Raw genomic sequence first — 16,267 nt, 5'->3', positions numbered from 1 at the left:
AATGAGTGAGAAAATAGAAACTATATACGACGAATATATTGCTGAGGAAAAATTAAAGCAGGGTACAAAATACGAAAAAATTGCGGCAGTAGTGTTTAAAACATTAAACACAAATGATGTTGTTATTCATGATTTAACTCTTCGTGGAGATGGAAAGAAAACAGCACATCAAATAGATGTCACAATTGAAAGTTCAAACGTATCTAGAAGAGTTTTAATTGAATGTAAAGACTATGATTCAAAAGTTGGTATAAGTATAGTAAGAGATTTCTTTGGTGCCGTCTCACAAATTAAACCTGATGAAGCTTTCGTGGTTACTACTGAAGGATATACAAGAGGCGCTAGAACTTTTGCCGAGGACGAGGGAATAAAATTAGCTATACTTAGAGAATTTAAAGACGAGGACTGGGAAGGTACAATACAAAAAATACATATAAAAGGGACAGTGACCTTTATAAACCAACCAAGCTTAGCTTGGGTAGCAGCTAATGAACAGGAAAGAGAAAATTTTTATGCTAAGGCTAATACTGAAGAAGTTAATTCAACTCAAGAAATAGAAACAGCAACAACATTCTTTTATGATCAAGAAGGAAATCCACAAGAAAACCTGCAAACTGTTTTAAAACCAATATTAAATAAGCTTCCAAGAAATCCGGTTTCTCCAACTACTGGCCGTTATGAATTTGGTGCAATTAAATATGTTAAAATGGCAGGTGTACTGTTAGGAATTAAAGGGTTTGACTATGAATTCACAAGTGGCCAGAATGTATTTGATACTATTGTTGACCAAGGAGAGAAAATAGCATTATTAGTATTTAAAGTTATTGATGGTACATTTGATAAAGTTATTTTTGATCAAGACATAGATAAATGGACTTTTAATGATACTGGTGAAGTTACTTTAAAGTGAATAAATTTTGATAAAGGGGTCTTTTTCATCAGCTGAAACTTTATAATCATAGAAAATCATAGTACATTCAAAAGGCTACCCAATTGGTGGTCTTCTTTTCGTCCAGGACGTTCGTAAAAGTCGATGGAATTTTAGGAACGTTCGTAAAGTATTTTTATGATTTAACGAACGTGAATAAGGGCTGTTTTGAGAAGAAACTCCACCGTTCGAGAAAGTCTACTTTTACGAACGGTAGCAACAGTGCTATACCGCCCATTCCAGATTTTTGGAAAGCTCGAACGAAACCCGATTACGGATAAAACAATAAAATTAATTCCCAAAGGAACAAGATAACCTGTTGGTTTCAAGAAAAGAATGAAATAGTCTGTAAGATGCGATGATAAGTACCAAGTCCATTACACCTAACAGAATTAATACCCATTTAGTTTTCGTCATCGTAGATTCCCCATTTTAGTTACTTCAATTATTTCAAATAGTTAATACAGTCCTTCTACCACAATCTGGCCCTTTAATGGAATAACTTTATTATTACTCAACAGGTTCTTAATCTACAAGAAAAACTGAAATCCTTTTCAAAAACGGCTAAACTTTTTTCAAAACGGTGCGACTTTTATAAACAGTTCAACTTTATTTAAGCCACTCTAAGAATCTACATTTAAGATAGAATTAGAGAACAAAATTGTTTAATCAAAAAAAATGAGAAAAATTGAAACGTTATTCATTCCTAGTTTGTCTAACAGTTAGAGGAAGGGAGGGGCACTACATTGCAAGATATAAAGAAGGTTCAGCGTGCGAAAAAGGGAAATAACAAAGCTTTTCAAGAGCTGATAGAGGATGAAAAAAGCAAACTTTATAAAATAGCCTATATTTATATGAAAAATGAAGACGATGCGCTGGAGGTTTTCCAAGAAACCATATATAAAGCTTTTATTTCAATTAAAAATCTTAAAGATGAACGGTACTTTTCAACTTGGTTGTCACGTATCCTTATCAACACAGCGATTGATCTCATAAACAAAAAGAAAAGAATTATTCCAATGGAGATAAAAAGCATAGAAGAAAAGCTGGCTCCATACCAAACAAACAAAAAAGATCCTGATTTACTTCAAGCTGTTATGGAATTAGATGAAAAATATAAAACGGTTTTAATTCTACGGTTTTATAAGGATTACACGGTTAAGCAAATTGCTGACGTTTTAGATTATCCAGAAGGTACGGTGAAAACTAACATTCATCGTGGGATTAATCTATTAAAAGAAAAATTGAAGGAGGATTGTGTTAATGAGTAGTAATCAATGGCCAGATTTGAAAAAAGAAATGGATAAAGTATCTGTCCCAATGGATAAGCTTGATTCGATTATTACAAATACAATCAATGGAAATCGAAGAAAAATGTCGAAGAAAAAAGTGGTTTTTTACTCACTTAGTGCTGCAGTATTAGGCTTGGGTGTTTTTATTGGGTCTGCCAGTGTTTCTCCTGCTATGGCGAAAATTGCCTCCAATATTCCGATTATCGGCACATTTTTCAATGATTCTTTGGATGAAGGGCTTAGAATTGCTGGTAAAAATGGCTTAGCGCAAGTAGTCAACCAATCTTCAAAAGATAATGGGATTACTTTAACAATAAATGAAATTTTTTATGATGGAACACGCTTAACATTCGGTTTTACACAAGAATCCCTATTTGCAGATGGGCAAATCGAACATCCAACGATTGAAGTGAATGGGAAGGAAATCAATTTCAGTTCGGGTTATTCAGGTGACTTTGTCACACCACAAAAATATAAAGGGACTATGGATATTACGCCAACTGAGGAGCTCCCAGAAGAATTTGACATGCAAATGAGAATTGATGCTGTTGGTCTTATTCCAGGCAAGTGGGAATTCAATTTTCCGGTGAAGCAATCAAATGAAGTAACAGTGATTCGACCGCAGGAAGTGAAAACCATCGAAGGGGCAGAAATAGAAATAAGTTCTTTAAAAGTTGGCCCTGCCGGAACAGTTCTTAATGTGAAAGTGGTAAAAGATGAAGGAAATAATAAGCTTGATCCATATTCATTAAACTTTTATGTGATCGATGATATTGGAAATGTATTAGATTCTATCACCGGAAGTGGCAGTGGAGAAATTGAAAATGGAAAAGAAATAGCAAAGCTTAATTTTCTGTATTCACCTTTAAAAGAAGACAGCAAAAAAGTAAGAGTGGTTCCTTATACCATTCCGATGTCGGAAAAAGGCTTGGAAGAAGTGTCTTTGCCTTTAGATGAACAAACTTTACCTTTTATCGTGGATCAAGGTGATTTTGGGAAAGTTCTTGTTACAAAGATCATTCATCAACAAGATAAGACCGTTATGTACTTTGATCTTCAAAGTGATGCAATTGTAGGCAATAAACTTTCAAGAAATTCATTATGGCTAGAAGATGCTAATGGGAAAAGCCTATTGCTAGAGGATAATCCATTAGCGGAGCGAATTGAGGGTAATACATTTAAGCAAGAATTTGCAGCCAGCAAGAATAAAGGCTTGCAGATTAAAACTTATAAGTTTCCAAAACCTATTATGTATGAAGAATTTAAGATTGATATTCCCAATTAAATATGAGCCAATCCAGCCTTAGAAAGAGGCTCATATAAAGGGAGGGAAAGAAAATGAAAGTGGGAAAGCCATTTTTAATCGTTTTAAATCTAGTCTTTTCTGCAATTATTATTTATTGTACAGCTATGGTTGGGAAGTTGTTTAAAGGTAGATTTTTATTCGAGAATGGATTATTTGACCCTAAATATATTTTCCTAGCATTAGCTATTGCAATCCCTGTTATTCTATATACCTTGATTGCAAATGGCAGGTATAAAAAGAATATTTTTGAGGTCATCTCCTTTTCTAATATCTTAATTTTGGTATTATGTGCACCTGTATATGTTACTTTAGTTTTTGAAGGATCCCTCAAAGACCCTATGAAATTCGTTATCACATTCCTAGTTACATCAGTCGTTTTAGTTGGCACGTCACATTTTGCAGTAAATTATCACAAATATCAAAAAGGTAATAACTTTAGGCGTTTTAATTAGGAATCTAATTTATTTTAAGCACCGTTCGGAAATTTGAACGGTGTAATTTTTAGTTAACAGCCCGTATTGTCACTAACAATAACTTTTAGTAGAGGAAGAAGATTTGCCCAAAGAATTAAATTTCCTTTATTTTTGTGTTCCTTAATCAACTAACGCACCCGTTAGTTTAAGTAGATTTCTTCACAAATTCATTAAATCGTTTTTTATCGGCCAGTTTTCAACAAATTTAATTTACTTCTTTTTTATATTTACTGCTAAACCTTCTATACCATTTTTAGTAAGAGTTTTATTCACTATTTTTTCCAGATTTTGTTTTGTACTATCGAAATCTTCTTTTGAAGTTCTAATCCCCAAATTAACTGAGTTGGTTTCTGTGGATATTCCATAAGCTACAACAACGTCAACCTTCTGCTTGTCTAGTTCCTTAAAAATCAATGATTCAATTTCCTTTTCTTTCTTATTTGTTGAAAATATTTCTGGATCTTTAGGAGTATTAGAACAAGCAGTTAAAAACATAAACACTAGACTTACCAAAATTAATTTCTTATTAATGATTTTTCCTCCTCTTTTATTTGGCATATTAATCCCTTGAATTTAACATTACCGTAATTATTTTCTTTGCTCAATGGACAAATGGAACTTTTTGGCTTAGCACTAACCTGCCCCGATAGTTGTATAAAGAAAGAGCTGCCTTAAAGACAGCTCTGATCTTCAGCTAACGCACCCTTTAGTTGAATAACAAAAGACAAATTCTATTCTATTCAAATCCAAAGTATTTCTCTACTTCTTCACTTGCCTTTGGCAATACCATTCCCTTTTCCCAAATTAAAATTTTATCCTTTGGCGTACCATAATAAATTCTTTTTATTTCCTTACCACGAAATTCTTCTTGTACTTTAATATCTATAAAATCATACCCTTTTTCTAATCCGTATGGAGGCTGTGCTTCTTTTTTTATTAAGGGGCGTAGTGGAGTCATATAAAAATTCCCTTCGCTATCCATATCGTATTTTATTGTATTTAAACTATATCCATCGTTTATATCCGCATAATATACGATTTTACCATCCTCCATTTCACTTATATCCCTAATTTCCACTACATCTGTAGAAACACTGTTGATTTCCCATTTAAATAAGCCAACATATCCTAAAATGATTATGCCTATTAATAATGCAGTTATTATTCCACCTTTAATAAAAGACTTTAACCGTAATCTTTTCCACGAAGTAGATATATTTTTTATGACATTACTATCCGTTCTATTTTCAATAATAATTTTTTCTGGAATATGAATTTCATCTTGAATTTTTTTAAATTCCACTTTGCAGTTATTACACTCTGATAGGTGTTCCTCTACCATTCTTTTGCTATCATCACTACATACACTGTCGTAATACAACGGAAGCATATCTTTAATTATTTCACATGATACTTTTCTCAATTTCATTCCTCCCTTAACATTTCTTGTATTTTTTGTTTACCTCGGTAAAATGTGACTCTCGCCCAACTCTCCGTCCTCTCAAATAGTTCACTTATTTGTTTAAAGGAAAGTTCACCAAATATTCTAAGTGTAAATACCTCTTTATAAGGTTCGTCTAAGGAATGCAAAACTTTATGAATACGGAAAGTTTCTTCCTTTTTTAAAATCAACGTTTCGATTATATTTTCGCCGGCTATATCTTCTATCTCTTCTGTATCGTATCGTTTTTGTTTATTGAGATAGGTGAAATATGTATTTTTTGCAATTTGGCAAAGCCATACATTTATTTTGCAATACCCTTGAAATTTATCTATACCTTTTAAAGCCTTAAAAAACGTTTCTTGAGTTATTTCTTCTGCAATCTTTTCATTACGGCTTAATTTCAGAACAAATAAATAAACCTCCCGAAAATATTGATTGTATATACTCTCAAATTCTGTCAATCTTCTACCTCCTTTCATATGTAAGACTATGATAGAAAGATTTCGTTACAAAAAATCAAAAAAAATAGCAGTTCGTTAGTCTGCTTTTAAATCAACCATATATTAGCAAAATACAATACCAAAGTTACCTGCTTTACTATCATAAAAATTTATAATACTTGTTTAACTAACCTGCCCCTTAGTTCCATAAGGAAAAAGCTGCCTTAAAGACAGCTCCGATCTTCAGCTAACGCATCCGTTAGTTCATTATGAAAAGATTGCCTTGGCAACTATTTAGGTATGCCGATTTCTTGTAATGGATAAAATCGAAATTTCACTTCTCCAACAATCGAGTCGTAGGAAATAAATCCAAAAATCCTGCTATCCTTACTATTTAAACGATTATCCCCCATCACAAATAACATGTTTTTAGGCACTTTGGACTCTCCAGTTTTTTCTTGCAATGAAAAGTCCTCTGTCAGTTTATTAAATGGATTATCTTCTTTATTTGCATTTAAATACGGTTCCTCTACGGCTTTTCCATTAATATAGAGCACATCATCTTTCATATCAATACTATCTCCAGGAAGACCTATTACCCTCTTAATATAGTCTTTACCATCAACATCTGGTGCATCGAATACAATCACATCAGACCGTTGAATTTCAGTCGTTTTACTTACAACTACTCTATCTTGGTCTTGAAAGGTAGGCGACATTGATGCTCCCAATACAGTTGTAGGTGTAAAAAGAAGCTGTCTACAAATAAAAACGATGATGAATGCAAAGACAATTGATTTTACCCAAGAATAAATTTCTTTTTTTGTACTTTCTTTCATGGTTTCCCTCCAAATATAATCTTGTTTTAATATATTAATTCTATCCTATATCAAGGGATATTAACAAAATTTGGTTCATAGTTCTTATACAACTATTCTGCCCCGTTAGTGCCATAAGGAAAAAGCTGCCTTAAAGACAGCTCCGATCTTCAGCTAACGCACCCGTTAGTTTAAGTACAATATTTCACAAACCTCACTTACTGCGTTAAGTATTAGTTTTGGAACTCTTCAACTCTATCCAACCATTCATTTAATAAAGTGCTAAAAAGTTGTGGTTGTTCAATTTGTAAATTGTGACCTGCTAGATCCAATACAGCAAAAGTTCCTCGCGGATACTTGTTTACTAAGTCAAGAGCATCTTTATATCCAACCGAAGAGTCTTGTCTTCCTAACAGGAATACACTGGGTTTAATAAAATCAGACTGGTCAATCTTAAAAGAAAACCCATATTTATTCTTAACTTTATTTAGAAACTTTTCATCTCCAATTTTACAACCACTTAGAATTTCTTTGTTATACCTTAACCATGTGTACTCATCAAGTACAATGTTGTTATTTCTAAAATCTTCTAATTCATCCTTTGATAAATTTCCAATAAACTTTTCATCCGTTCTCAATATTTTATGTTTCTCAACTGTTCTATTTCCTGGAAGAGGAATAATAAGAGGACATATAAATGCTGCACCGAGTATTTGTTCTTGTTGCTTTTCAATAATGCCCCTAGCTATATAGCCACCGTAAGATTCCCCAGCAATAACGTACTCTTGGTTAGGAATTACAGCTTGAATAAAATCTAAAACAGCATTCAGCATTTCATCAGAACTGCTTATTTCGTTATATTCTTTTGTTAATCCCATTCCAGGTAGGTCAATATAAATACGTCGCCACCCCTCCCTCTTAGTAAATATAGGCTCCATACAACCACTCATTAATCGATGGTCCGGAGAATAACCGTGTATCATTAAAATTGGTTTACCTTCCCCGAAATCTTCATAATATATTTCGGCTTGGCGAACTTTGCAATATGCCATATTAATCCTTCTTTCTATAAAAAATAATTTTAACTAACAGTACCTATTTTCTTTTTGTTTCTTCAATTCCTTCTTCAATTAAACTGCCCCGTTAGTTGCATAAAGAAAAAGCTGCCTTATAGACAGCTCCGATCTTCAGCTAACGCACCAGTTACTTGAATAAGAAAACATGCTCGCCAAAACAATCCTATCCTCAACTTAAACACCCGTCACTTAACAAGCCTTTGTTCTAACTCATCTTTTTGGCGCAAGTGATGACGAAAATGCATACCAACCAAATCATACCATTCCCTTGCATTCAGCCATCCGAACCCTCCATGCTCGACTTTATAATTAGGGTTAATATTATCCACTTTCGATTCCCATTGGCTTAACCTTAGAATTACTTGATCCATTCTGCTGATAAGATCTTCCTTGCTATTTGAATTATTAGGTGGAGTATTTAGTTCATCCGGTAATTTAATTTTAATTGGTGGAAACCCTCCAATCTTATATAAATGCTTACCAAACTCCGTTTTCCCAAGGGGTTGCTCATCATTTAAGGTGAAACATGTATCCATATTATCTAGATACTCATGGGCAACAAGGATTAAATGGTCATACATTTGCCCAATAGACCAAACCGTTTCTTCAGATTTATACCTTAGCTGTTCCAAAGAATAATTTTGAAGCTCGTTTTTGTAAGTATTAATTAGTTTAAGTTCGCTCAATTTAATTCCTCCTTTATATTAATTAACTCAAATCTAAAACTTTTACATTTTTTGTATATGTAACTAATTATTCAATTTTCGATTGCAAATACCTACTTCAACTAACCTGCCCCTTTAGTTCCATAAGAAAAAGCTGCCTTAAAGACAGCTCCGATCTTCAGCTAACGCACCCGTTAGTTCATTAAGAGTATCTAATTACAAAAATTCATAATAACTATCTAATAATTCTTCGCTTCCGTTTTCTGCTTCTTTCTCATCCATTTCCTTATCTTCTAGCCATTGTTGATAATGGATTATCTCATGTGCCATGCTGCGTAAAATTGCCCATAAAGCATCATTTCTTCCTCTTTCTGAAACTAATTCTTCATAATCCCCTGTTGCAATTCTTATGTAAGGTTCAACAGTTTTATCATAAGGTGCAAAAAAAGTAGCACTAGCCAGTTCTTTTGTATCTCTGGTTTTAAGTTGATAATCCGTTTTTAAATATACAACTACCCTTATCGGAAATTCCATATATGTACGTAACCAAACCGCAAAGCTTAAGCAAGTTCGTCTTACTGATGGATTTACATCCTTTTCACATTTGACTCTTAATCCTGAGCGAAGATATTGCAATTCATTTGTTGTCATCATAATTCACCTGTAGTTTCATTTTAATGCATTATTCGCTATCTTCCCGAAAATTCCTTCTTCCACTAACTTGCCCCGTTAGTTGCATAAAGAAAAAGCTGCCTTAAAGACAGCTCTGATTTTCAGCTAACGCACCCGTTAGTTCATTCATTCTTCCCCATCTTTGTAGAGCAGTCCTAAGGCTTTTCGTATAGATTCGTTTATAGTAGAACCCTTGATATTGATGCAAAAGGACACCTTTGTAATGGTTTGTCCTTAAACCGTTTGAGAGTACCTCTTCTATTCAAGGACATATCATTTGGAAACTTCCTAAGCCACCGATTTCATCGGTTAATCTAATTCGGCAATAGTTGCAATATATGTCCAACAAATAGTTGATATCTGTTACAAGCTTTTTAACCTTTCTTTCTCCATTTAAGATATTCTTAAATGCCACATATGAAGTTCCGATGCAATCCTATAAACTAAACTCCTCTTCCAAATAAAGGATATACCTTTATTGCAAATAACAGATTGGCACTGGAAAAGTTCAGAGGTTCCTTACAACTAGGTGGTCAACAAGATTCTCAATTATTTTGTCCCTTCTTCACTCAAAATGCTATTTTTTTATCCCTCTTAATGCTGAAGCAATCACCGAGCTGCCGGTATAGTGATATTAGACTAGAATTTTAAAAATTAAATTAGTTTCACCGGGTATTTCTATCCATTATTTTCTAAAAAATTGTATAATAGATTGTGACATTTAATATCATAAGGATTATTCCCTAAATATTAGTTGTTGAGATGTTATTCGAAGGAGAGAAAAATGAGGTGTCAAAAACTATTTCTAAGAATGTCTGGAAGTTTCTAAGCAACGAACTTACATTCGAACAAAAAAAAGACATGATAAAAGAAAAAAACATTCAAATTGGTAGATTACAAACCCAGCTTCTTAGAAGTGAAGCAAAGTGGAAAATGGCTATTTCAATGTTTGACTCCGAGCTTATACAACCAAAAGTACAACATTCAATGGTCTCTTTTATTGTTGAATCGATTGTCCCACAAGTGCAGAAGGATATGGATGAAAATGCGTCTCATTTCGTAGAACTGAAAGAAATGGATATAACAAGACTTGAAGAAGCTATTATAGAACGTGGCCATCTATATGTGATTATCGCTTTAATAATTTCAGATCAAGTAGATAAAGTAAATCAACTAATTATGGAACTATCTAAAACTAAAGAAAAACTTTCTGAAAATACAATGTCTGAAAATGAACTTTGTGAAAAACAAAAGCAGATAACTAATTTAACTGAGGAATTAGAAAGATTAAAAACCTCTGAAAAACAATTGAAAAGAACGCATAAAGCATTAGAAAAGAAATATAACGATATGCTTGATAGAAAGAACGATGAAATAAAAGCGCTTAAGGCTAAGAACAAAACCATTACTTCACAGTCTTTGGTTCTTACAGAAGAACATAGCTCCCATTTGGAATCTTATGAAATATTAGAGAAAGAAAATGAGAGGCTTACAAAAGAGTTTAATGACATAAAAGAGCGTTTCCAAGGTCTAGAACAAGAATTAAAACAAACACAATTAGGACAAGATGATGAAATTTATGAAAACATAGATTCATTGAAGGAACTAGTGGTTAATAATTCACCTAAAAATAAAAAAAAGAGAATACTTGTGTTTGGAGATATCCCAATCACGATTCAAAAAAAACCATATTATGATATTTCATTTTTTGATGGAGATTTTCAAAATTATAATTTTGATGATAACTACGATGAACATTGGTATATAGAAGATAAATTGACACCTAAAGAAAAGCGGCAGCTAACTAGAAATAAAAACTCAGAGTCTATTCAATGGAAAAAAACAACTTATAACAAAACACTAATTATTTAGTAAGAGGAGAATGTATATGAGTAATATTTTTGACGTAACAACTTCAGTATTAGGTAATTATTATATTGGTAGATTAGCTAACTTAAATGAAATGCCCAGTGGACAAGATCCAATATTCGATGCCCATATAAGATATAAAGTTAATATAAAGATACTTTCACAGATTCCCGGGGAATTAGCACCAGAGATTTCCCAGCAAAATAACATCATAAAGGCTCTAGATCATAGACTAAGACCTGAATATGGATCTGAATCTCAATCAAGCTATACAAGTTTATCCAAAATTGAAAAGAGACGAGAATTGCAAAACGATTTAAAGGGCTCATTGGTCATATTTAAACTTGAGTACAGAGATGGATACTACAATCTAAGTAATGCTTCTTTAAAACCTAAAAACAAAGCGTTTTCGGACGAGGATAAATTTGATACAATACCGTATTTCAAAGTAACAAATGTAGACTATTTCGTTCAGCAATTACAAAAGGGTAATAAGATTTCAGAAATTAGACGGTTAATCCAGAATACATTATTTGACCAGGGCATGTTTGATAACAATTTCATCCCACCTTTTATAATTATTCAGGAAAGTGAAGAAGAAATTTACGCTTTTGGCCCCTTAAATGATATACGAAACGATAGAGACGGCATATCTCTAGTTTTCTCTAAAGAAGCACATAAAATCAGTATAAATGATCAGGACTTCTTATACGACAACTATAGTAATACCGATGAAACAGCATCGGATTCTAAAATCACATGCTACTTTGTTTCTACGCATGCTTCAAATCAGATTCGTGAAACATTAAAGAAAAATGAAAAAAAGATAGCGGATGATAGGAAAAAAGAAGAACCAACTCTGATTGAAGAAATAAAAGAAACCGAAAATGTAGAAGTTGAAAAGGGACAAGGAGAACAAACCGAGGAAAAGATATTAGAGAGATTTAAGAAGAGTGCAGAAAACAATGGGTTATATTATACGGATGTAGACCTCTATAACTTTCATACCGCTATGAAGACTGGTAACTTAGTTATCTTAGCTGGTATGAGTGGTACAGGTAAATCAAAAATCGTAAATTGTTATGCAGAGGCACTGGGGTTAGAAGACCGTGGTAATTTTAAAATGATACCAGTCCGACCGTTCTGGCAAGACGATAGTGATCTGTTAGGGTACTTGGATGTACTCAATAACATATATCGCCCTGGGGATTCAGGATTAATCGACTTCTTAGTTGACGCTAATAAAGAAGAAAACAAAGATAAACTCTATATTGTCTGTTTCGATGAAATGAACCTAGCACGTGTTGAACACTATTTTTCTCAGTTTCTATCGGTATTAGAAGAAACCGGTGAGAATCAAAGAAAGATACGACTTTATAACAAGGATTATCAGAACCGCCTTTATAATAGTCATCAATATAACGACACACTTAAAATTGGAGAAAACGTATTGTTCGTTGGTACCGTGAACTTGGACGAGTCTACTCATCATTTTTCGGATAAAGTCCTTGATAGGGCTAACGTCATTCATTTGGAACTTCGTCCATTTAAAGAGGTTGCTCGAGCTGCTAAAGAGTTTGATGTAACAGATAGTATCGGTACTGCTGTTTTTACAAAAGATCAATATTTTGCAACAAGACCAGCTACAATGGAAGATCCAGCATTTCAATTGGTGGATGCTGAATTAGATGTATTATGGAAAATCCACAAAGCATTAAAAGATAGCAACGATAAACTTGGTGTAGGTTTCCGTATAGTGCGTCAAATTGATCATTACCTACAATGCCTACCTCAAGGTAATGTTTTATCCAGAGATACAGCTTTTGATTTACAAATATTACAACGAATTTTAACGAAAGTACGTGGCGGAGAAGAGCAGCTTGCTGCATTAGTAGGAAGATATGAAAAAGTTTCAGGAGAACTAAAGGGAAGCCATCTTATTGATATTTTCGATGAATATAAAGAGCTGTATTCTTTTACTGAATCCAGGAAGAAAGTGGCTTCTTTGGCGAAGGAGTTAGTGATATATGGTCATACCCTTTAAATTAATTATTCATGAAAAGATAAAGAATAAACACCAAGAAGATGAGGGCTATCAATCGGAAGATTTCTCAGATTATTTTCATGAGGATCCTTACTTTGGAATACAAAAAGATAAGATGATTACTATTACTGAGAATAGAGATGTAAAAATGACCTTTACCGCAAATAATACAGGAGCAAGACTTTACATTGATACTCTGGATTATTACCAGGGAACGGTTTGTAAAGAAGATGAGGAAGGAAATATCTTTATAGAAGAATCAGATGAACAGATTATACTATTTATGAATTCATTCGATAAAAGTAGTATAACCAGCTATTATCCTTTCATTCCAGGGACTTATCGTATCTATATCTCATGCGATGGAAAGCGGTATTATGCTTATTTGAAAATCAAACCAAAACAAGTGAACAATAAGGAACTTGATATGATGAGGAGTGAATTGGAGGAGACGATTGAAAATCTGGCACATGTTTTAGTTAATAATGAATCAGCAGCACAAGATAAATCAAATCTGGATAATAATGCTTCTCTTGCTAATCAAATGCTACTGATTTCTCAAAACTACGATAAATTGATGGGGTTGATTGATCAGATTAAACATTCACCTAGATCTAAAATAACAAAAGAGTACCACCTAGAAGAATCTTCAAAAGTACGTATGATTGACCAAGAAACAATAAAACATCGTTTGAAACATCCTGATATGCAGCAAAGAATGTTTGTGCCAGAAAGAATTATTACTCGCAATCTACCAGAAAATCAAACAATTATTCAATGTGTGAAGTATCTGTTGAAAATTAGTCGGTCGTCTATAAACTATCTTGATAAAGTAAAACCCTTTATAGAAAAAGAAAAGCAGGCGTTAATGGGTAAGAGTGGAAACCCTTATCATTTCTATAAAGGTCGTCAGGAATCTGATAACCTAGCAAAAAGGCACTCAGAACAGTCTGAGTGGATAGAACAACAGCGAATCACGATGACAAAACTAAAAAATGCTTTTACTCTATTTTTAAAAACGGAATGGATAACTGAAGTAGAGGTACAATCTGCTCATTCTCCAGGCTTACATCTAGATGTACGCTACCGCACCTTATTTCAATTATATAGAGAATTGAAAAACATGAAAAAGAAAATTCAGCTCGATACAAAGTACGCATATGCTTGGAAAAGAACTGATAAGATTTACGAAATGTGGTGTTTTATCCGCATAATTAAAGCTCTACAAACAGAAAGGTTGGGATTTAAACCTGTTGCTGGTTGGATTTATGGGAATAATGAAATGATAGAGACTTGGCAGGTTCCTATGTTGGAAGATGGAACAAAGATTACGTTTCAAAGTGGTGAAGACAGGGTCATACAATTGGTTTATGATGAAGCAATACCTAACAAAAGAGAAAAGACCAGTTTTGATAGGCCTGTATATACAGAGTTTCCACACAATCGTCCCGATGCTAGATTGGATTATTATGTTAGAGGAATTTATGAAGCCAGTTTTGTAATGGATTTTAAATATAGACCTCAAAGTGCTATTGGTACAGTTAACGATTACAGTAAGGATGGGTATGCCTATAAACAGCTCCTCCATTATAGTAAATTTGACAGTGCTTTCGTTGGAAAAAGTAATGATTATATTCCAAACAAAAGAGGTTCACGGACAATTGATCCGGTCCCTGAGGTATGGGTTTTATACCCGGTAGCTGACGATAAAAGTACAAATACTACTCAGGTTAATCAGTGGCTTACAAAAGTGCCGTATAGTCCAAATGATAGTTTAGATAAAATTGGAAATCTAATTCTTTCTGGACTAGAAAATCTATAAAGGGTATTCATACTTATTAATAATCAAATAATAAAGAAATCCATTTTTTTGTGTGAATCCCGCATATCTTGTCGGGATTCACACTTATTTGTCTCCTGTTGTTCAAGTCCTTATTGTTGCTTCCCTTTATAGGGGGAATCGGATCATCATGCTCTTTTTTTCTTTGTCTTTGTCACTGCTCCGGGATATCCTTTTTTCTCTGAATGATCTTTTATTTTCTTCAGCAGCTCCAAGCCCTCTTTCTTTGTCATGTTTACCACTTGTTTTGCCATGATTACAGCTCCTTTATATATGGTTTGATGATTACAGCATGGCCACAATTATGAATATTTATATATCTTTCACCCTGCCGGAATACTTACGATTTCAGGTACATAAGTAAAGTGCCCATAACGTATTTTCACTTTTGGGAGGGAAGGGCGGGACGCCAAACAACAAAAAGAAAAGTCATATCCGACAAGCAAAGAGATATCAAACCATCGATTTCAGAATCTTTGAATGAATAGGATGCCCTCCATTCCCCCTTACCAGGCCTACACGAAGTCATTGGCACATGTCGAGAACCGTACTTTTCGAAAACGTTTGACTATTGGTTTTACAAAGCAATGATATTTCGATGCTGTAAAGAATCAAAGACAATTCCTTACGTCGTCCTATGCAACCCTTTTCCTATAAACCTATTCCTTTTATATTCCAAGCCCATTTAATCTAAGTCTAATCATTGCTTGTGCTAAAGGTAAATTGGCTGGTTCTATATCAGCAAGCTTTTTGATGATGTTAGCTGGATCTGGATAATCATAGAGAGTCATAGCAAAATCAACAAATTGTTGCTCTTCTTTTTCCATTGCTAAAAATTTTTCACTTTGAGTGAACATGGTTTTTTCTTTATTCCATTCCCCTGTCCAACTCATAGGTTCTATAATCTCTTCAGTGGAAATATTTGCTGCTGCATTAGTGTAAAAAGCTAGTAAATAATTATTTTCATACGAACGGAAAGGAAAAGTCATTAGATATGCTATAAATTTATCTTTATGTTCTTTGTTAAGAAAGTATATTGATTTTATTGTGTTCTCTTTTTCTAATAAAAGATCTTTTTTGTAGTTATTAATTAGAAACGAAATTCTATCTATAATTGTAGATTCACCAAAATATGCCCAGTCTTTTAGAAAACGATATTCCTTTGGGTTAATTCTAACTGTTTTATAATTATCTTCTTTATTCTTATTCATTAGTTTCCCCCTTGTCATTTTAAATAAAAAAGAAGAAAAAGAGTTACATTATTTCCTTTTCAGATACAATGCTATGTAACACTATAACCCCTTACTGTATAACTGTTTAACTGGTGTTATTCTGTCCAGTTACAGAGTTACATATATTTTTGCATACCGGACTATTAACTAATAATAAAATTACATTAG

Annotated in this window: 16 protein-coding genes; 7 read left to right on the top strand and 9 right to left on the bottom strand. The window is 33.3% G+C overall.

Annotation, left to right across the window (positions count from 1 at the left end):
* Position 1 precedes the first annotated feature (1 nt).
* The 4 genes from ACDZ29_RS12335 (at position 2) to ACDZ29_RS12320 (ending at position 3,978) form a co-directional block, all read left to right on the top strand.
* Positions 2-910, top strand: a complete 909-nt coding sequence (locus ACDZ29_RS12335) for a restriction endonuclease (protein WP_201249997.1) — start codon at positions 2-4, stop codon at positions 908-910.
* A 764-nt stretch (positions 911-1,674) separates the two neighbouring features.
* Positions 1,675-2,199 (top strand): sigma-70 family RNA polymerase sigma factor, encoded by a 525-nt coding sequence (locus tag ACDZ29_RS12330; RefSeq protein ID WP_375090927.1) that lies wholly within the window; start codon positions 1,675-1,677, stop codon positions 2,197-2,199.
* Positions 2,192-3,505 (top strand): DUF4179 domain-containing protein, encoded by a 1,314-nt coding sequence (locus ACDZ29_RS12325; protein ID WP_375090926.1) that lies wholly within the window; start codon positions 2,192-2,194, stop codon positions 3,503-3,505. Before ACDZ29_RS12330 ends, ACDZ29_RS12325 begins: the two co-directional genes overlap by 8 nt.
* A 53-nt stretch (positions 3,506-3,558) precedes the next feature.
* On the top strand, positions 3,559-3,978 hold the full coding sequence (locus ACDZ29_RS12320) for a hypothetical protein (protein WP_201250000.1): 420 nt from the start codon (positions 3,559-3,561) through the stop codon (positions 3,976-3,978).
* Positions 3,979-4,209: 231 nt separating this feature from the next.
* Here the strand turns inward: ACDZ29_RS12320 and ACDZ29_RS12315 are convergent, their stop codons facing one another.
* From ACDZ29_RS12315 to ACDZ29_RS12285, 7 genes are all read right to left on the bottom strand, one after another.
* Complete coding sequence (locus ACDZ29_RS12315) at positions 4,210-4,557, bottom strand: hypothetical protein (protein WP_375090925.1); 348 nt, start codon at positions 4,555-4,557, stop codon at positions 4,210-4,212.
* Between the two features lie 178 nt (positions 4,558-4,735).
* Positions 4,736-5,422, bottom strand: coding sequence for a zf-HC2 domain-containing protein (locus ACDZ29_RS12310; protein WP_057219386.1), 687 nt, complete (start codon positions 5,420-5,422; stop codon positions 4,736-4,738).
* A gap of 2 nt (positions 5,423-5,424) precedes the next feature.
* Positions 5,425-5,904, bottom strand: coding sequence for an RNA polymerase sigma factor (locus ACDZ29_RS12305; RefSeq protein WP_057219387.1), 480 nt, complete (start codon positions 5,902-5,904; stop codon positions 5,425-5,427).
* Positions 5,905-6,173: 269 nt separating this feature from the next.
* On the bottom strand, positions 6,174-6,722 hold the full coding sequence (gene lepB, locus ACDZ29_RS12300) for a signal peptidase I (RefSeq protein ID WP_054399317.1): 549 nt from the start codon (positions 6,720-6,722) through the stop codon (positions 6,174-6,176).
* A 212-nt stretch (positions 6,723-6,934) separates the two neighbouring features.
* Positions 6,935-7,753 (bottom strand): alpha/beta fold hydrolase, encoded by an 819-nt coding sequence (locus ACDZ29_RS12295; RefSeq protein ID WP_375090924.1) that lies wholly within the window; start codon positions 7,751-7,753, stop codon positions 6,935-6,937.
* A 209-nt stretch (positions 7,754-7,962) separates the two neighbouring features.
* Positions 7,963-8,463: a DinB family protein gene (locus tag ACDZ29_RS12290; RefSeq protein WP_375090923.1), complete on the bottom strand. Its 501-nt coding sequence runs from the start codon at positions 8,461-8,463 to the stop codon at positions 7,963-7,965.
* A gap of 195 nt (positions 8,464-8,658) precedes the next feature.
* Positions 8,659-9,093 (bottom strand): hypothetical protein, encoded by a 435-nt coding sequence (locus tag ACDZ29_RS12285; RefSeq protein ID WP_375090922.1) that lies wholly within the window; start codon positions 9,091-9,093, stop codon positions 8,659-8,661.
* A gap of 810 nt (positions 9,094-9,903) precedes the next feature.
* On the opposite strand from ACDZ29_RS12285, the gene ACDZ29_RS12280 reads away from it, so the two are divergent.
* The 3 genes from ACDZ29_RS12280 to ACDZ29_RS12270 are packed head-to-tail and all read left to right on the top strand — an operon-like array spanning position 9,904 to position 14,849.
* Positions 9,904-10,986 (top strand): hypothetical protein, encoded by a 1,083-nt coding sequence (locus ACDZ29_RS12280; RefSeq protein ID WP_375090921.1) that lies wholly within the window; start codon positions 9,904-9,906, stop codon positions 10,984-10,986.
* 16 nt (positions 10,987-11,002) lie between these two features.
* Positions 11,003-13,027, top strand: coding sequence for an McrB family protein (locus tag ACDZ29_RS12275; protein WP_375090920.1), 2,025 nt, complete (start codon positions 11,003-11,005; stop codon positions 13,025-13,027).
* Positions 13,011-14,849, top strand: coding sequence for a DUF2357 domain-containing protein (locus ACDZ29_RS12270; protein WP_375090919.1), 1,839 nt, complete (start codon positions 13,011-13,013; stop codon positions 14,847-14,849). Before ACDZ29_RS12275 ends, ACDZ29_RS12270 begins: the two co-directional genes overlap by 17 nt.
* Positions 14,850-14,995: 146 nt before the next feature.
* Here the strand turns inward: ACDZ29_RS12270 and ACDZ29_RS12265 are convergent, their stop codons facing one another.
* Together ACDZ29_RS12265 and ACDZ29_RS12260 are read right to left on the bottom strand one after the other, a co-directional pair.
* Positions 14,996-15,121 (bottom strand): hypothetical protein, encoded by a 126-nt coding sequence (locus tag ACDZ29_RS12265; RefSeq protein ID WP_318260864.1) that lies wholly within the window; start codon positions 15,119-15,121, stop codon positions 14,996-14,998.
* 414 nt (positions 15,122-15,535) lie between these two features.
* Positions 15,536-16,078 carry a hypothetical protein gene (locus ACDZ29_RS12260; protein ID WP_375090918.1) on the bottom strand — a complete coding sequence of 181 codons (543 nt, stop codon included), beginning with the start codon at positions 16,076-16,078 and terminating at the stop codon, positions 15,536-15,538.
* Positions 16,079-16,267: the final 189 nt, after the last annotated feature.

The organism is Peribacillus sp. RS7, assembly GCF_041956845.1.
In the GTDB taxonomy this organism is placed as follows: domain Bacteria; phylum Bacillota; class Bacilli; order Bacillales; family DSM-1321; genus Peribacillus.
This window is presented reverse-complemented; position numbering and strand designations above follow the sequence as displayed.